The organism is Candidatus Accumulibacter contiguus (assembly GCF_036625285.1).
Taxonomy (GTDB): domain Bacteria; phylum Pseudomonadota; class Gammaproteobacteria; order Burkholderiales; family Rhodocyclaceae; genus Accumulibacter; species Accumulibacter contiguus.
The window spans coordinates 1,235,686-1,252,651 of the sequence record NZ_JAZKUC010000001.1; the positions used below are offsets into that span (position 1 = coordinate 1,235,686).

General features: G+C 65.1%; 16 protein-coding genes. 3 read left to right on the plus strand and 13 right to left on the minus strand.

The genetic code is table 11. The features are described from left to right. Nucleotides 1–161: 161 nt before the first annotated feature. The 8 genes from V5B59_RS06020 to V5B59_RS06055 all read right to left on the minus strand — a co-directional run bounded on the left by V5B59_RS06020 (nt 162) and on the right by V5B59_RS06055 (nt 10,104). Nucleotides 162–1,133, minus strand: coding sequence for a transposase (locus V5B59_RS06020; protein ID WP_332351565.1), 972 nt, complete (start codon nt 1,131–1,133; stop codon nt 162–164). Nucleotides 1,134–1,941: 808 nt separating this feature from the next. Beyond that, the gene (locus tag V5B59_RS06025; RefSeq protein WP_332351698.1) at nt 1,942–2,823 is read right to left on the minus strand and encodes a formylglycine-generating enzyme family protein; all 882 of its coding nucleotides are present in this window, start codon (nt 2,821–2,823) and stop codon (nt 1,942–1,944) included. Beyond that, nucleotides 2,823–3,143, minus strand: coding sequence for an SUMF1/EgtB/PvdO family nonheme iron enzyme (locus tag V5B59_RS06030; RefSeq protein ID WP_169070305.1), 321 nt, complete (start codon nt 3,141–3,143; stop codon nt 2,823–2,825). The genes V5B59_RS06025 and V5B59_RS06030 overlap by 1 nt, the downstream gene beginning before the upstream one ends. A gap of 15 nt (nt 3,144–3,158) precedes the next feature. Continuing rightward, complete coding sequence (locus tag V5B59_RS06035; RefSeq protein ID WP_169070287.1) at nt 3,159–4,172, minus strand: reverse transcriptase domain-containing protein; 1,014 nt, start codon at nt 4,170–4,172, stop codon at nt 3,159–3,161. Further along, the gene (locus V5B59_RS06040; RefSeq protein WP_332351699.1) at nt 4,153–4,629 is read right to left on the minus strand and encodes an HRDC domain-containing protein; all 477 of its coding nucleotides are present in this window, start codon (nt 4,627–4,629) and stop codon (nt 4,153–4,155) included. Before V5B59_RS06040 ends, V5B59_RS06035 begins: the two co-directional genes overlap by 20 nt. 8 nt (nt 4,630–4,637) lie before the next feature. Continuing rightward, complete coding sequence (locus V5B59_RS06045; RefSeq protein ID WP_248594821.1) at nt 4,638–7,682, minus strand: formylglycine-generating enzyme family protein; 3,045 nt, start codon at nt 7,680–7,682, stop codon at nt 4,638–4,640. Further along, the gene (locus V5B59_RS06050; protein WP_169070289.1) at nt 7,682–8,665 is read right to left on the minus strand and encodes an AAA family ATPase; all 984 of its coding nucleotides are present in this window, start codon (nt 8,663–8,665) and stop codon (nt 7,682–7,684) included. Before V5B59_RS06050 ends, V5B59_RS06045 begins: the two co-directional genes overlap by 1 nt. Beyond that, entirely contained in the window at nt 8,662–10,104 is a 1,443-nt protein-coding gene (locus V5B59_RS06055) for a toll/interleukin-1 receptor domain-containing protein (RefSeq protein WP_169070290.1), read from the minus strand. Before V5B59_RS06055 ends, V5B59_RS06050 begins: the two co-directional genes overlap by 4 nt. A 306-nt stretch (nt 10,105–10,410) precedes the next feature. Between V5B59_RS06055 and V5B59_RS06060 the strand changes: the two genes are divergently transcribed. Continuing rightward, entirely contained in the window at nt 10,411–10,683 is a 273-nt protein-coding gene (locus tag V5B59_RS06060) for a BrnT family toxin (RefSeq protein WP_169070291.1), read from the plus strand. Continuing rightward, entirely contained in the window at nt 10,652–10,957 is a 306-nt protein-coding gene (locus V5B59_RS06065) for a BrnA antitoxin family protein (RefSeq protein ID WP_034911791.1), read from the plus strand. Before V5B59_RS06060 ends, V5B59_RS06065 begins: the two co-directional genes overlap by 32 nt. Nucleotides 10,958–10,973: 16 nt before the next feature. Here V5B59_RS06065 and V5B59_RS06070 read toward each other — a convergent pair whose 3' ends face one another. The 5 genes from V5B59_RS06070 to V5B59_RS06090 all read right to left on the minus strand — a co-directional run bounded on the left by V5B59_RS06070 (nt 10,974) and on the right by V5B59_RS06090 (nt 16,039). Then, complete coding sequence (locus tag V5B59_RS06070) at nt 10,974–11,801, minus strand: DMT family transporter (RefSeq protein WP_169070292.1); 828 nt, start codon at nt 11,799–11,801, stop codon at nt 10,974–10,976. A 158-nt stretch (nt 11,802–11,959) separates the two neighbouring features. Continuing rightward, nucleotides 11,960–12,445, minus strand: a complete 486-nt coding sequence (locus V5B59_RS06075; protein WP_034911794.1) for a methylated-DNA--[protein]-cysteine S-methyltransferase — start codon at nt 12,443–12,445, stop codon at nt 11,960–11,962. After that, the gene (locus V5B59_RS06080) at nt 12,442–14,010 is read right to left on the minus strand and encodes an AlkA N-terminal domain-containing protein (RefSeq protein WP_248594822.1); all 1,569 of its coding nucleotides are present in this window, start codon (nt 14,008–14,010) and stop codon (nt 12,442–12,444) included. Before V5B59_RS06080 ends, V5B59_RS06075 begins: the two co-directional genes overlap by 4 nt. A gap of 195 nt (nt 14,011–14,205) precedes the next feature. After that, nucleotides 14,206–14,862 carry a hypothetical protein gene (locus tag V5B59_RS06085; protein WP_332351700.1) on the minus strand — a complete coding sequence of 219 codons (657 nt, stop codon included), beginning with the start codon at nt 14,860–14,862 and terminating at the stop codon, nt 14,206–14,208. A 439-nt stretch (nt 14,863–15,301) separates the two neighbouring features. After that, nucleotides 15,302–16,039, minus strand: a complete 738-nt coding sequence (locus tag V5B59_RS06090; protein WP_169070294.1) for a helix-turn-helix domain-containing protein — start codon at nt 16,037–16,039, stop codon at nt 15,302–15,304. Between the two features lie 218 nt (nt 16,040–16,257). On the opposite strand from V5B59_RS06090, the gene V5B59_RS06095 reads away from it, so the two are divergent. After that, nucleotides 16,258–16,950, plus strand: a complete 693-nt coding sequence (locus tag V5B59_RS06095) for a Crp/Fnr family transcriptional regulator (protein ID WP_332351701.1) — start codon at nt 16,258–16,260, stop codon at nt 16,948–16,950. Nucleotides 16,951–16,966: the final 16 nt, after the last annotated feature.

Below are 16,966 nucleotides of genomic sequence, written 5' to 3' on the forward strand. Positions count from 1 at the left end.
GAATAAGAGATTCGAGCCCACTTTCGCAAGAGAATGGGTGAGATTGAAAGTGTTGGTCAAAGTCCCTTGTTCAATGGAGATGCGTTGACATCGGTGATCACCCCTCCCCCCTTGCGGGGGAGGGGTTGGGGGAGAGCAACTGTGTTCCCAGTCAAGCTTTTTTAGGCGCATTTTGCATGCTCTGGATTCCACGGAATACCCGATTTGACTATGGCGTTCATGATCGTCAGCATCTTGTGCATGCAAGCGACCAGCGCGACTTTTTTGAGTTTTCCGTTAGCAAGCAAACGTTCATAAAAGGTCTTGATGACGGGGTTGTAACGTATGGCACTTAAGGCCGCCATGTATAAAGCGGTACGGACCGTCGCTCGACCACCCCAGGTGATGCGCTTACCCTTGTGGCGACCACTGTCCGCGTTTAATGGAGCGACTCCGACCAACTTGCCAATCTGCGCATGGGTGAGTTGGCCCAACTCAGGCAATGCCCCCATCAGACTCGCTTGCGTACACGGTCCGACCCCTTTGAAGCCTTTGAACAAAGCGAGCTTCTCGGCAAAATGCTCTTTCAGCATGCCAGCCATGCTTTTATCAACCGCCACGATCTGTCGATCCAGTATTTTGAGGACTGCCTTGATGCTCTTGTGTTGCGAACCATGGCTCAGGGCCAATCGGTTTCCTTCCGCCACGCGCATGCCAATGAGCTGGTTGTGGCGTACAAGCAAGGCTTCCAACGCCTCCTGGTTGGCATCGGGCAGTTTCATCAACAGCCGTTCCCGCTGCGCCGATTGGTGCAGTGTCCGCGCAAAGTGCGACAGGACTCGCGCATCAATGGCGTCCGTCTTGGAAAGGTATCCCATGGATTTGGCAAAGTCTCGCGCCTGCCTCGGATTGACCACCATCACCGGCAGCCCGGCCGCACAGAGTGCCGCCGCCACCTGGCGCTCGAAGCCTCCCGTGGCCTCCAATACGATCGCCCCAATCTCCTCAGAACGTGGAACGAGCTCTTTGACCAACGCCGCTATATCAGCGTCAGCATTGGCAATGCATTGGGTTTTTGATTGGTCGTCTAAAGCGATCTCCAGCGTGTCTTTGGAAACGTCAATACCCACAAACGTTGATTCAGAAGCGTTCATCTATAGCCATCCTTGCAAATACGTGGTCACGGCTTTCCGGCACGTGCCAACCAGCAACTGTTCGGTATTCAGACAAACGGCTGACAATGCACGCCAAGTGCTCTCCCACGGGCTTGATGTCCCAGAGGGGCGTCGGGCTGTGCGTCGCCTTCCGAACTCGTTTCCACCACACCTCCGTGGCACTCTACGACCTAAACCTTGGGGCTCTGCCCCAAACCCCGCACTCGCCGTGAGGCAGCGGCCGGGGATGATCAACCCCTCCCCAGCCCCTGCCTCAAGTGTACTTGGCTTACAGGATGTCAAGAGGCTTTCGCGGCATAAACGCAAGAGAAAAATACCTCTCTCGCATTTATTCCACGGTCCTCTTGACACCCTTCCAGCCATGACTTCATCTCCTCTCTTGAACGAACGAAAAACCACAAAACGAAGCATACAAGGGGGCCATCGTTGCACACGAATTCATCCAATCCTGGTGAAAAGATCCGTCAGTCGGCTCTGCTGGCATCTGCGAGCATGGATGCCCCCTCTCCCCCAACCCCTCCCCCGCAAGGGGGGAGGGGAGTATATCGGTCCCTCCCAACACTTTCATTCACACCCCAAGAGAATGATCGCGGTCGGCGATCCCTGCGGGGCGCGGCGCGGGCTTTCATCGCGGATGATCTTGTTCATGCCCAGAATCTGCGGCGCGACTTTGTCGCCGCGCAAACCGGGAGCCGCTACGGCAAACCCTGCGCATCGCCGCCGGCACCCGCTCCGCTGGCGCCGGCACTCAATTCGGCGGCTCCGCCGCCGAATTCCCTCTGCTCGGCTACGCCGGCTCCGCCGGCGACTTTCTTCCCGCCTGCCAAGCCGGCTCCGCCGGCTTCCCAGGACCTAGGGCGAGCCGGAACCCGAAGTCGCCGGGGCGCCAGCCTGGCTCGTACCTGTAGCGGCAGGCAGAACGCACGAACCAGCCGAAGTTGAGCCACGAGCCGCCGCGCAACACGCGGGCGTCGCCCGACGCCGCGCCGCACGGGTCCACCTGCGGCGTCGTCGGGTAGTCCCCGTACCAGTCGGCACACCACTCCCAGACGTTGCCATGCATCTCGTACAAGCCCCACGGATTGGCCGGCAAGGAACCCACCGGCACGGTCTGCTGGCAATACACGCCCTTCGCGCCACCGGCATACGGATGATTCCCGTTGTAGTTGACCTGCTCGGGCGTGATGTTCTCGCCAAACGAAAACGGCGTCGTCGTGCCCGCCCGGCACGCGTATTCCCATTCGGCTTCGCTCGGCAAACGCGCTTCGAGACCGGGCAGCCGCCGGTTCAGTTCGACCAGGAAACCCTGAACGTCGTCCCAGCTCACCTGCTCGACCGGCTGCCCGGGCTGGTCCTTGAACCGGCTCGGGTTCTTGCCCGTCACCGCCTGCCACAGCGCCTGCGTGCACGCCGTGTCGGCCAGCCAGTAACCTTCGCTCAGCGTCACTTCGTGCTGCATTTCATTGTCGTTCCGCTCCGGCTCGTCCTCCGGCGAACCCATCCGGAAACGCCCGGGCGCGATCCAGCGGAAGCGCTGCTGTGCTTCGGCCAGTTCGAGCGTCATCCAGAGGCCGTACTCGTCTTCACCCCAGGCGCTGGCCCAGCGCAGCGGGAAGCGCTCGGGCAAGAAGAGAGCGGCGCGGTCGTCAGCAAGCGAGGGATTGGGCATCACGGGCATCCAGCGAAGCGCCACTTCGGCAGGCGTTCGGCATCTTGCCTACCAGCCTGCCGAAGGGCATGGGCTTTTTGCCGCCGGTATACGGCGGACAGGAAGGTCATCTGGTCCTGAGCCGGTCTCCTTGACTCCGGAGCTAGGGCGAGCCGGAACCCGATGTCGTCGTTGTGCCTGCCTGGCTCGTTCCTGTTGCGGCAGGCAGAACGCACGTTCCTGCCGTTGTTGTTCCACGAGCCGCCGCGCAACACGCGGGCGTCGCCTGCGATGGCCTCCCTTGCTACTGCACCTGCCGAGCAGCCGGACCAGAAGTGGATCGTGGATTGGGCCGCTCATTGCGCACTATAGCGCGAAGGGTGGAGTTCGAGGTGACGTTTTCGCCAGCTCAGGCTGTCGCAGTGCAGCGTTGGCGCCAATACCGCGGCGTAAGCGCGCTGCAACGTCGCTTCGTCGATGATGCCGGCCAGCCAGGCGGCTTCCCAGCGCCGGCAGCCGTGCCGGTAACGCGCCTGCTTGCGTGGCGTGAGGCGCAGCGAACCGCGCAGCACGCGCGCGCCGCAATAGCTGACGCCACGCTCGCTGCGGTTGATCTGAACGTTGTCTTTCAGCGTCAGGTGCCGTTCGCGTTGCAGCCATTCGCGCAGATCTCCGACCACCTGCCTGACGCTCTGCCGGTCGTCGCCCCAACAGATGATGTCGTCCATGTAACGCACCTGGGCGCGGACGAGCGGATGCGCGAGCAGAAAGCGGTCGGCGCCGTCGAGGTAATGGTTGGCGAAGTGCTGCGAGGTCAGCGAGCCGATCGGCAGCCCGCGCCCGGGAGCCGCCGGGCACGAGGCGATGATTCGTCCGAGCAGGGCGAGGAAATCGGCACCCTTGAAACGCCTGGCGAGCAGCCGCACCAGAATCGCGTGGTCGATCGATGGGAAGTAGGCGTCGACATCGACCTTGGCGAACCACGCAAAGCGGCGCAGCTCGACCTGCACCTGGCGTATCGCGCGATGCACGCCGAGCCCCGGCCGGCAGGCGTAGGTGCTCGGGAGCAACGTACGTTCGAAAACGGGTTCGGCCAGATTCATGATCGCGTGGTGGAGAACGCGGTCGGCGAAGCACGCGGCGTGGATCAGGCGTTGCTTCGGGTCGTGGATCAGGAAACTGCGATACTCGCCGTAGGGGACGACGCCAGCCAGGATGTCGCGGCGCAAGCGGGCAATCGAGTCATCGAAATGCGCGCAGAAGCGCCTCACCTCCGGGCGCTGCCGCTTGCCGCGCGCCGCCTTGCACGCGGCCAGGGCCAGGTTGTCGGCACTCGCCAGGTCGGCGAGCTCAATTCGCGCGCGCCGCATCACCAGAACCGCTTGCCAGCGCCGGGAAGGCTTTCCGCAGGAGCGGCAGGAAATGGCCGGCGTACTTTTCCACTCGCGCCTTGCCGACGCCTTCGATCTCGCCGAGCGCCGCCGCCGTCGTTACCTGTCGCGTGACCATCGCCGCAAGCTGCTCGTTGGTGAACAGCGCAAACTGCGGAACGCCCTCGTGCTCGGCGAGCGACCGGCGCAAACCGCGCAGATCGGCATAGACGGCAAAGTCGGCCTCGTTCAGCACCTCCCGGTAATCGATCCGCTTTCTTTCGGCAGCCGGGCGAGACGAGTCCTCGCCGTCGAGCGTTGCCACGCAGAACGTCCAGTACGAGTTGAGCCCCTGATCGACGAAACGCTTTTCCACGTCGGCAAGGCGATGCTGCGCGCAGAACGCGTTGAGTGCGTCCTGTCCCGGACCGGGATCGCGCACTTCGATGGTGAACACATGGAATCTCATGGGCGTTTGAAGAACTCCTTCCATCGTTGAGTCAACGTGCGCGATGTGCTGCCGCGCACCCCGGAGCTGCCGCCCGTCCCGGGCGGCAGCTCGCCCGCCGGCGCCCGCTCCGCGGGCGCCGGCGCTACATTCGGCGGCTCCGCCGCCGAATTCCCTTTACTCGGATTCGCCGGCTCCGCCGGCGACTTCCTTCCCACCTGCCAAGCCGGCTCCGCCGGCTTCCCGGGACCTAGGGCGAGCCGGAACCCGATGTCGTCGTTGCGCCCGCCCGGCACGAACCTGCCGCGGCAGGCAGAACGCACGTTCCTGCCGTAGTCGTTCCACGAGCCGCCGCGCAACACGCGGTAGGCGCCCGACGCCGCGCCGCGCGGGTCCACCTGCGGCGTCGTCGGGTAGTCCCCGTACCAGTCGACACACCACTCCAAAACGTTGCCATGCATCTCGTACAGACCCCACGGATTGGCCGGCAAGGAGCCCACCGGAACGGTCTTCCGGCGATACACACCCTTCACGCCACCGGCATACGGGTTGTTTCCGTTGTAGTTGACCTGCTCGGGAGTGATGTTCTCGCCCAACGAAAACGGCGTCGTCGTTCCCGCCCGGCACGCGTATTCCCATTCGGCTTCGCTCGGCAAGCGCGCTTCGAGACCGGGCACCCGCCGATTCAGCTCGCCCAGGAATCCCTGAACGTCGTCCCAGCTCACCTGCTCGACCGGCTGCCCGGGATGGTCCTGGAACTCACTCGGGTTCCTGCCCGTCACCGCCTGCCACAGCGCCTGCGTGCACGCCGTGTCGGCCAGCCAGTAACCTTCGCTCAGCGTCACTTCGTGCTGCACTTCATCGTCGTACCGTTCGGGCTCGTCTTCCGGCGAACCCATCCGGAAACGCCCAGGCGCGATCCAGCGGAAGCGCTGCGTAACGCCCGCGACGGCGATTTCGCCGAACAGCCCGTAACGATCGACGCCGAGCGGTTGCTCGCCCGACCAGACACCGGTACTGTCGCCACCGCCCTCTGGCGGCCGCCAATCGAGGCGACAACGCTGGCCGCACCAGAAAACCTCGACGTACAGGCCACGCGCGTCGCAGCCGATGGCGATCGCCCAGACGGGCTTGCCGAGCGGCGTGACGGCGAGATCGAGATGCTCGCTGTGCAGCGTCAGCCGCTCGACCTCGCGCGTCAGACGGGCGAGCCTCTGCGGCAGCGAGCCGGCGGCGAAATAGCGCCGGCTCGCCGTATCGGCGCGGTCGGCGCTTTGCGTCAGGGTGACATAGGCGCCGCGATCGACCAGCGTCAGCTCGGCGCAAGGACTGCCGCCGGCGCTTCCCGATACCTTGCCCGCAGCGTCGGCTGCTTCGAGCCACAGCTCGTCGCCGCGCTGGCGGAGCGTGCAGCGCAGGCGTGGTGCCGGCTCGTGCTCGTCGTGCAGGAAATAGCCGATGTCTTCCTCGCTGACGCCTTCTGGCAGCTCGACAGCGGCGCCCGCGGCCAGCCGCTCGCGCTGCGCCAGCGCCCAGTGCGCGGCGAGCGCCGGGTTGGCGGCGAGCGCGGCATCGCTCTGGCGCGCGGCGTGCCGCTGCAGCCACTGGCGCAGCGCGAGATCGTCGCACCGGCGGGTGGTTTCGGCGATGTCGGCCTGCCAGCGCTCGGCGTCCGCGGCGAGTGCCGGCGGAACGGCTTCGGGAGCGAGATGCCGGCACGCCAGCACTTCGGCGCAGCGCACCGAAGCCGGCAGGCCGGCGTGTTGCGCGAGGATGTGCGCGACCGCCGCCTGGCGCAACCCGGGCGCCAGCGCGCGGAACTTCTGCTGGTATGCCGCGATCGCCGCCGGACTCGCGAACTGGCCGGCGTGCGCACTGGTGACCAGGTCGGGATGCTGCCAGACCAGCGCCTCGACGAACCCGTCGGCGTCGCTCGCCGGCAGCAGGTAGCGCAGCGCGCGCAGCAGTTTCGGTTCGATCACGACGGCCGGCGCGAGCAGCGTCAATAGCGTGTCGAGCGCGCGCTGCCGGCGCTCGTCGCCGGCCCGATCGCTCGCCAGGGGGGTCGGCGTGCCCGAACCGGTCGACGAGGTGGACGATGGGCGCAGGCGGCTGTGGCGGTCCCATTCGACGAGCGCCAGGCTGCCTGGCGGGCCGGCGCCCTGCGGACGCGTCGGCAGCGGGCAGAGGACCAGCGCCGGCACGCCGGCGCTGCGCAGGCGATGGCCGAACTGCTGCCAGCCGTTCGCCGCCTCGGGCGCGTCGTCGAGCAGGCCGACGTCGCCGAGGATCAGCAGCGGCGTGTTCGGCGCCGGCAGCGGCCAGCACTCGGTCATGCTGGCACCCGGCTGGCGAACGCGCGGCTGCCGGCCGGGGTCGCCGGCAAGAATGCGGCGGTCGATGCCGGCCTTGCCGTGACGCTTTTCGAGCGCCCGGCAGAGCGCGTTGAAGTCTTCGTGAAACGGCCGGGTGCGCCGGCTGTAGTCGCCGAGGATGGCGATGCGCGGGCTCCAGCCGTGGCACTGCAGCAGCGGGATCGCGCGCAGCACTTCGCCGCGCGTCAGCCGTTCGAGCAGCCGCGGCAGGTCGGGCTGGCACGTCGCGAGGCGGCGGCCGAGGACGCGGCGCAGGAAAGGCCACAATCGCGACCAGCGGGTCAGCGGCTGACGCGGCGGCAGGTGCAGCGAGGCCGCAGGTGGGCGCGCATCGGTGCCGAGAACGCGCGCGTTGGCGAGCCACGGCGGGGGCGGCGGCCCGACCCTGGCGTCGGCTTCCGGCTCGCGCCGGCGATGTTCGACGACGCGGAAGAAGCGCGCCTTCGGCAAGACCGGCGGACGCTCGGGCAACGCGGCTGGCGCGCTGCTGACGATCGGCTCGCCGCAGCGCGTGTCTTCGATGCCGCCGCGGATGACCGGCGTCGGCGGCGCCGGATCGCGCGGCCGCCGCTGGTAGCCGAGCGCGGCGGCGGCGCGCGCGAGCGCTTCGTCGCCCTCGGCGGCGTAGATGCGCAGCAGGTCGGCACGACCGACGGCTGCCCGCGAGTGCAGAACCATCGTGGACATCAGCCGGCCGGCGGGTGCTTCCTGAGCGCGAACTCGCCGACCTTGGCGAGCAGCGCCGGTTGCTCGTCGATGACCGGTGCGAGGGTGACGACGACGCGCAGCAGGTCGAGGTATTCGGCCTGTCCGGGCCCCTGCAGGCCCTGGTTGGCCGCCGCCTGGCGGTCCTGCCAGAGCTGGCGCGCGGCTTGGCGATAGACTTCGGCGTGGCAGCGTGCGTCGAAATGCAGCCGGCCGCGTTCGATCAGCCGGGCGGTGAAAGCGTCCTCGCCGCCCGGCCAGCGCAGGTTGAGCACCAGGCAGCGGCGGATGAACGCCGCCGGCAGTTCGCGCTCCTCGTTGGTGGTGATCACGACCAGTGGCGTCGGCATGGCCGGCGCTGCGCAGACGGCGGTGTCGAGCCAGGGTACGCTGAAGCCGCCGTTGCCGAGCGTTTCGAGCAGGCCGTTGGGCAGGTCGGCTTCGGCCTTGTCGATCTCGTCGATCAGCAGCACGCTGCCCCTTTCCGGCGACCAGCCGGCCGGCGGCTGCGGCCGTGCGCTGCGCCCGCCGCTCTGTTGATGCTGCCGCAGCGCCGACGGCCAGTCGAAAACCCACCACAACGCGCCGGGACTCAGGTAATTGCGCGGGTCGAGGCGCTGCCGGACCTCGTCGGCGCCATGGGGGTGGGCGCCCATCGCCTGCGCGTCGCCGAGCCGGCCGAGCGCGTCGAAGCGCCACTGCAGGTCCTGGCTCTCGCTACGCGCGTGCACGACTTCGGCAATGAACAGGCGGCCGAGCGCCTCGGCCGCGGCGCGCGCCAACTGGCTCTTGCCCGACCCCGGCTCACCGCGCACCAGCAGCGGCCGCTGCGCGGCGAGCGCCGAGCGCACCGCCCACGCCGATTCCTCGTCGAAGCGGTGCACCGACGCCGGCCACGAGCCGCGCTGCGGCAGGGGGAGGTCGGTGAGCGGGATGGCGGGGATCGTCGGAAGGGGGAGGTTCATCGTTTTTTCGCCAGCAGGTCGGGGATGGTCAGGAATTCGCGGATGATGGTGATCAGACGGCTTTCCTTGTCAACCAGAAACGGGGGTTCCGGTCCTGGGGCGCGCATGTAGATCACCGTCAAGGGGAACTCACGGCTGAGCATTTCGTGGAAGTCGCGCCGCTGCAAGGGCGAGTGGTCGTCGGTGGTGATCAGGAGATAGTGATGGTGCGACTTGTGCTTGGCGCGTTCGCCGAGCGTTTCCCTGAGGTTGTCGAGGATCTCGTCGTCGCTTGGCTTCGCGGTCGGATTGGCCGCGCTTTTCAGCTCGGGGAAAAGCTGCGCGGCAATATCCAGGCCGATTTGCCTGACCGCGTACTCGTCATCCCAGCCGGACTCGACTACCGGGAGATCGAGTCGTTCCTCACCGACGATGTCGAAGCCCCTGACCGGACCGAAGCGTGGGCGTAGCTGCCGGTAGCGCGAGCTGAGGATCTCGACACCGCACTCGGTTCTGACCAGGATCTCGAAAGTGGATTCTCCGTCACTGTCGAGTTGCTCCCGCTTCTGCACCCACTCGGGACGGACGGCCAGAACGCTGAGCCACGCCAGCAGCGTCTTGGCGTTCTCCCAGACATCGGAGTTGCGGATGGTCTGTGGCGATCCGCGCGGCAGGGCCTTCTCGGTTGCCGGCCGTAGCACGTCGCTGAGTGCGACTTCCGGCCTGGCTGCAGCAAGAGACTTGGCGAGGTCATTCGATGTGTTCAGCAGCCCTTGCTCCCTCGCCTGCCCGCGAAGGACGCTGGCAAACGAGGGCAGCGCATCGAGGATCTCGCGTATCTCCATTTCGACCCTGGCGACGAACTCCTCGTCCTTCTGCCGCGACACGTGTGCCTGCTGCCTGCTGCCGCCTGACTTGCCCGCCAGGATCCCCGCGATCAAGGCGGCGAAGTCGGTGTTGAGATGCACATCGGGGTCAAGGGCGTTCATGTCGCAGACGGTCGCCAGCCAATCGGCAATCAAACGCCGAAACTCCGCATAGTCGTCCACGACCTGGTTGAGCGGGCCGGTGTACTCACGGTCGAGCTTGTTGAGCGCTTCCCCCAGTCTTTTCTTCTTGCGCTCCCAGTACTCGAGGTAGACGGCCCAGTCTTCCGGTTCAAGCGACGTGCCACGCAGTATGATCGGGCTGACCCGCGCCCGGAAATTGCCATTGCGCCAGATTTCCCGTAACTCGTACAGGCAGTACCGGGAGCGCAGATAGCGGTCGCTGAACACCACCACGACATGCCCCGCAGCAGCCAGCCGATCCATGAACTCGCGGATCGAGCTGCCATAGCCGATGTGGGAAATGTCGCGCCCCAGGTCTATCCCGCGCGCCTTGCACGCCGTCCCGAGTCGATCGACGAGCTGATTCTGCTCCGCATCCTTCCATGCATACGAAACATAAACGCTGACCATCGCAACCCTCCCCCGCAGGCTTGTGGACCGATCCGTTCGCGAAGACGGCGGCGCCGCGCTCACCTCGCCACGCCATTCGTCTCTTGCTCGCGTTTCTGCTGCCTCTCGCTCATCTCAAAGAGCGTTCGTTCTGGACCTCCCGCAAGCAGCATGGGCCAGCCGACCCTTCCATGATAACCGCGTGAACCCGACAAGTCGCGTGTTTCACGACGCGCCCCGGAGGTCGGCATGATCGCCGTCGCACCACCCAGCCGACTGCCTCAATACAGCTCTTGAAACAGGAACAAACATACATACAATCAGCGCATGCGCTACAGTTACGATCCGGAGAAACGAACCTCGAACCTGAAGAAGCATGGCTACGACTTCGAGGATGCGCCGCAGGTCATCGAGAGCGACCGCACGGTCACCTTCGAGGATCGCCGCTTTGACTACCATGAGCAGCGATTCATTACCCTGGGCCTGTTGCGTGGGGATGTGGTGGTGATCGCCACCGCCGAGACGGATCAGAACATCCGGGTAATTTCGATGCGGAAGGCAGAGCGAAATGAGCACGAAATTTTCTACAGCAAGTGTTGACGAGGACGCCCCGATTACCCAGGCGGACATTGACGCCGGCAGGCTGATCCTGCGCCAGCGGGTCGAAGGCCGGGTGGTGCAGCCGAAGAAGCGCGTCACCCTGTACCTCGATGCCTCTCTGGTTGAGCGTTTCAAGGAAATGGCCGGCGAGCGTGGCTATCAGACGCTCATCAACGAGACGCTGAAAAGCTCGCTCCAGCAGTCCGACATGGAAGCGATGATCCGGAAGGTGATCCGCGAGGAACTGAAAGGGACGGCGGGCCACATCGCATGAAAGAACATGTTTAGCGTCAAGAAGTTCGTGCAATCCCCAGGGTCAGCGCCGTACCGACCAGAATGATGGCCCCGCCAAGCAGCATCGGCAGCGTCACGACTTCGCCGAGGAAGATTCCGCCCCAGCCAGCCGCAAACACCGGAATCAGGAAGGTTACCGTCGACGCCCGCTGTCCGCCCAGATGGGCAATCAGCCGGAAATACAGGATGTAGGCCAGCGCCGTCGAAAACGTCGCCAGCAGGATCAGCGCCAGCCAGGCGTATCCCGACGGGGTCGCTGTCGGCCAGAATGCCAGGGTCAGCGGTGCCAGTGCGATGGCTGCACTGGTCTGACTGCCGGTGGCGATGGCCAGCGGCGCGACGCCGACCAGCGTTCGCCTGGCGAAGTGGCTGGAAAAACCGTAGGACAGTGTCGCGAGCAATCCGGCCATGATCGCCAAAGCGCTGCCGCCCTCCCGGAAAGTGACTTTCCCCCAGGTCAGCACCCCCATGCCGATGACGCCGAGCAGCAGGCCGATCCACTGCCTCGGCGTCAGGCGGTCACGCAGCCAGAGCATGCCGACGAGCGCGGCCCACAAGGGCACCGTCGCATTGATCAGGGCGGTGAATCCAGCGGTCAGGGAAAGCGACGCGTAGGCCAGGAGAACGAAAGGTAACGCCGAGTTGCAGATCCCGACCGTCGCCATCGGCAACGCATGGCGACGCAGCGAGGTCGCATCCGAGCCGGCCAGCAACAACGGCCACAAGCACAGCGCCGCAATCGCCACCCGCAGGCCGATCAGGGCAATCGGACCGAACTCCGGTGCGCCGACGCGCATGAACAGAAACGAAGCGCCCCAGAGCATGGCGAGCAGGACGAAATCGCCGAGGTCACGGGTTTTCAGGGTTGCCTCCCCGCGGTGGCCGCGCCGACCAGGTGCCGGAAATCTGGAAGTACGTTGTCAACGTTGCCTCCCCGCGGTGGCCGCGCCGACGCGCAAGGTGCGTCGGGTCAGCGGTGCGATCAAGCGGCGCCCCCTTCGAGTCGCAACAGCAACGCCTTGTTGTGCAGCCCGCCGGCGTAACCCGTCAAGGCGCCGTTGGCGGCGATCACGCGGTGACACGGCACGACGATGGCGATCGGGTTGCGGCCGTTGGCGGCAGCGACCGCGCGAACCGCCGCCGGTCTGCCGATCGCTGCCGCCTGCTGGCCATAGCTGCGCGTCTGTCCGTACGGGATCCGGGTCAGCGCGAGCCATGCCGCTTGCTGGAAGTCGCTCCCCGCGGGCGCCAGCCTGAGTTCGAACCTTCGTCGCTGACCGGCGAAGTATTCGGTCAGTTCCTGCCGCAACTGCAGGAATACCGGCAGTTGCGGCGAATCGAGCCAGGGCTCGGCGGGCGCTGGCGGATGCTTGCCACCAAGGATATGCAGGGCAATGATCGCGTCGTTGGCGGCCAAGGCCAGCAGGCGGCCGACCGGCGAGTCGAAATGCGTCGAATGAGTCGTCATGCGGTTTTCTCCTGAGAGTTCCACAGGTGCATCAGCGCATAGCTGCGCCAGGGTCGCCACGGCTCGGCGATCGCTTCGGCTGCGCGCCAGCCGCTGGCGGTGTTCGGCAGGCCGAGCGCCTTGAGCAATCCGGCATCGTGCGGCGGCCACGCATCCGGCCAGGACAGCGCCCGCATCGCGATGTAGTGTGCCGTCCACGCGCCGATGCCCTCGATCGATTGCAGGGCGGCGCAGCTCGACTCGAGGTCCGCGTCCGGCGACAGGTCGAGTTCACCGGCGAGCACTTTTTGCGCCAGCGCAATCAGCGCATGCGCACGTGCGGCAACGATGCCCAGGCGGGTGAGTTCGGCCGGCATCAGAGTCGCCACCCGACTCGCCGTGGGAAAAGCCACATGCAGGTCGGTGAAGGGTGGCCTGTCCTCGAATTCGATCGGCTCGGCGAAAGCGGCGACGAAGCGCGTCGCCAGCGTGCGTGCCGCGGCGACCGTGATCTGCTGCCCGAGGACGGCCCGCACCGCGAGTTCGAAGCCATCGAAGGCCCCGGGCAGGCGCAGGCCGCTCGCTCCCTGCGCGAGCCGGCCGAGCGCCGCGCCGATTTCCCAAGGGTCGGCGTGCACATCGAAGACCCGTTTGACCTGGCTCAGCACAGCAGCGATCACCGGCGCAAAGGCGGGCGACAGCGTCACTTGCAGCGCATTCCTGTGCGCCTGGTCGGCCACTTGCAGCCAGCCGCAGATGGCCTGCGCATCGCTGCCTCGAACGTAACGCAGGATGCGACGATAGCTGCCGTCGCTGACGGCCTCGACGCCCGCGATGGCGCGCTGCTCAAGAAAGGCGAGCAGCGCCGGCCAGTCAAACGGGGCGCGATACGCCAGGCTGAAGGTGAAGAAGCGCGTGTTTTCGGCGACGGCTGCGCTCGCTCCGCCCGCCTCGGCCAGGGTGTTGCGCAAGCGCGTCGGAGCAAATCCATAGCGCTCCGAAAACAGCGCATTCATACGGCGAACACTGGAAAAACCGCTGGCGAAAGCCACCTCGGCGACCGGCAAGGCCGTATCGGTCAGCAAGCGCTTGGCCAGCAGCAGGCGATGCGTTTGCGCATACTGCACCGGCGACACGCCGAACTCGGTCTGAAATATCCGCCGCAAGTGCCGGTCGGTCACTCCGACGCGCGCCGCAATCGCGCTCAGCGGGTGCACCGCGTCGCCATTGGCTGGGCCACCGATCCCCGCGATGGCATCTTCGATGAAGCGCGCCGCGCTATGTGCCAGCTTCGCACTCGCCTCGCTGGCGGCGAATCCGGGCGCGAGTTCCGGCCGGCATTTCAGACAAGGCCGATAGCCGGCTGCTTCGGCTGCCGCTGCGCTGATGTAGAAACTGCAGTTCTCGAACAGCGGCAACTTCACCCGGCAGATCGGCCGGCAGTAGATTCGCGTCGAAGAAACGCCGACAAAGAATCGACCATCGAAGCGTGTGTCATGCGCCTTCATGGCCTGGTAGCAGGCAGCCGGGGGGAACTGGCCGGCATGGGCTTGCATCGTCGCGGGATGGTCGTTGGCTTCAGGCATGCTGCCAGTCTAGCGGCAAGCGTTCAGCGGGGCTGGCCGTTTTCGGACATCCAGTGACTTCGTAACAGGCCGTCCGGCACCGGCGTCGATTTCCTCGACACTTCCGAATCTACGGCCCGTACATCGATCTCCAGTGCTGCTGCGCAGGTACGGCCGGCGGGCCGAATTCGGCTGGCCCTGGCCGTCAGTACTTGCCTAGACCCTGGTACTGACGACGTTCCCGACGGACGAAGCGGCAGGCATGTTGCTGGCGAAGGCCTGCAGAAAGTCCGCAAGCGTCGCTTTGCTGCTGCTCCCGCCAACTGCCCCCAGGAGCTTCTGGAAACTTTGCTGCAGCGCACCCACCGAGGAGTCGGACGAGCCCGAACCCGTCGAATTGCCACTCGACGACGCGAGCTTCTCGATCAGACTCTGCATGTCCGACTGGAAATTGTGGCGGTGCTGGCCGGAGCTGCCCGCGATGCTGCTGTCGTTCGTGGCGGCCTGAGTGCTTTGCGAATGCAGGGCGGCCATCAGGGTCTGCATGAAAGCGGCCAGAGCCCGTGCCGGATCCTCGGCCGCGGATGTTGAGGAGGAGGACGAAGCCGATGCCGACGTTGCGGCAGTCTTGCTCGAAGCACTCGCACTGTTGCCGACGCCGATTTTCGCCAAGGCCTGGGTAATCGCTTCGAGCATGCCGCCGCCGGCGGAAGGCCCAGGGGACGGGATCTCGTCCACGCCACGGTTGGCTCTCGTGCCGTTCGTTTGGCTGGTGCTGCTCAGTTGGCCAAGCTGGGAAATCCAGTTGCTCGCACTCAATACGCCGCCAATCAACATTTTTCTGTCCTGGTAGTAGTGGATCATCTCGGCCAACTGCCCTTGACCGCCTGCGGTCGCAAGGCACTCCGCCCTGCCCGCTGGGCGACTGGCACGTCCATGCAGGCGGGAATAACCGGGCGGCGTGCCGCAAGGATAAAGAGCACAAGGATAAAAAGCAATTTCCGGGCCAGAGAATTCCAGACTTTGCGCTCATTTCCCAAAATACACCCGCTCAAGCAGAAGAACAACGCCGATCATCGAGTCCAAGGCACCGAAAACGGGGGTTGGAGGTCGCCCCAATGATTGATTCCGTCATCGATCGGCAAGAAATGCCGCTCGGCACCAGCACTCGGGGCCGGGTTTACCGGCAATCTTTGCCGCCGCCGGCCGCAAGCATCGACAGCTGCGCATCATTCCTTGCCGACAACCGGCGAATCGATCGATAGGCGAAGCATGCAGCGAGGCATCCGTTCCGCAATATGGCGTCACGGACTCACTCATCGCGATCGCTGCTGCGCTCCTGGTGCCGAGTGCGCAGGGCCATCGCCATCTCGAATGCCGCCTGCGTGAAGCTCACAATCTCGGCGAATTCCTGGTCGCCGAGCGTACGCGCATCGTCATTGCTGCGATAAATGTTGACGAACTGGTGTTCGCGAACGGTCTGTAGCACCAGCTTGCCGATTCCCAGATTTTCGAGGCTTTTCCACAGTTCGGGATTGGTCGTGCGGGTAAATCCCATCACGAAACCAATCGGGTCATTGCGACCGAAAACCGCTGCCAGACGCAGAATCAGCTCGAACGACAGGGCGATGCGGCCATTCTCGAGAGCCTCGATCAGCGAAGGATCCTTGAGGTCGATGGCGGCACTGACTTCGGCGATCGTCAGCCCGGCCGTCTCGCGCATCGAGCGGATCGCCGCACCGGTTTTGCTCCAGGCAGTAGGTTCCACCATCCCTGGCAGTACTGCCCGCACGACTTCGCTGGCCGCATCGATCGGATGCCCTTCCTGCAACGCCCGGCTGACCTTGCCGGCGGTCTGGAGGGCACGCCCGGCAACCCCGGTGGCCGCACTGATGTCCAGCAGCCTGCCAGCCATCGCGCGCACCTGGTCGACGAGACCTGGCTCGGCGGGCAGGTCGGCATCGGGTTTCGCCAGAGTGTCTGGCTTCTTGACGGTACGCTTGGCCACAGCGGGCTTGCGTCTTGCCGATGGTGAGGGCGGATTGGTCATACCTCATCCTTTCATGGTGGCTTCGGAGGTGCGGCTTTAAGCTGTTACCATTCGCCTGGAAACCGCAGTGGGTCCGCAGATGTCGCAGATTAGCGCAGATATACGCTCCTGTGCTGTTGGCAACAAGCTCCGGCAATGCTCTTGCCCCTGGCGGTCACAAGTGCGAATATTACCGACCGCCGATTTCGGCGCTGGCTGATTCTTGCGAAAAACCGCCCATGCATGCAAACCAACACGGCATAAACATTGAAGCGCTGCTGGCGCATGTGCCGCTGTTCAATGAACTGGCGACGGAAGAAATTGCGCGCCTGGCCCGTGGCACACGTGAAATCACCGCTGCGCGCGGTGACATCCTGTTCCACAAGGGAGATACACCGACCGGCTTCTACCTGCTGGTTTACGGCCAGGTGAAACTGGCGTTCACCTCGCCGAATGGCGGGGAAAAACTCGTCGATATCATCGGGCAAGGTCAGACCTTCGGTGAGGCCGTGATGTTTACGGACAGACCGTTCATGGTCTATGCGCAGGCACTGGTCGACTCGCTGCTGCTGCACATCTCGAAGACGGCGATTCTCGACGAACTCGACGCGGACCCGAAGTTCGGTCGCAAGATGATTGCCGGGCTGTCGATGCGTCTGCACCACCTGGTCAGCGACGTGGAATCGTATTCCCTGTGTTCTGGCCGGCAGCGCATCATCGCTTATCTGCTACTGGACATTCCCGGCAACGGAGGCGAGGGAATCACCGTGACGCTGCCGACCAACAAGGGCGTCATTGCCTCGCGCCTCAATCTGACGCAGGAGCACTTCTCGCGTATCCTGCACGAGCTCTCGGAGAAAGGGCTGATTGTCGTTGAAGGGCGAAGGATCCACATTCCCGATGTCGAGAAACTGCGCATGCACGATTCCTGAAATCTGCGGCACCCAC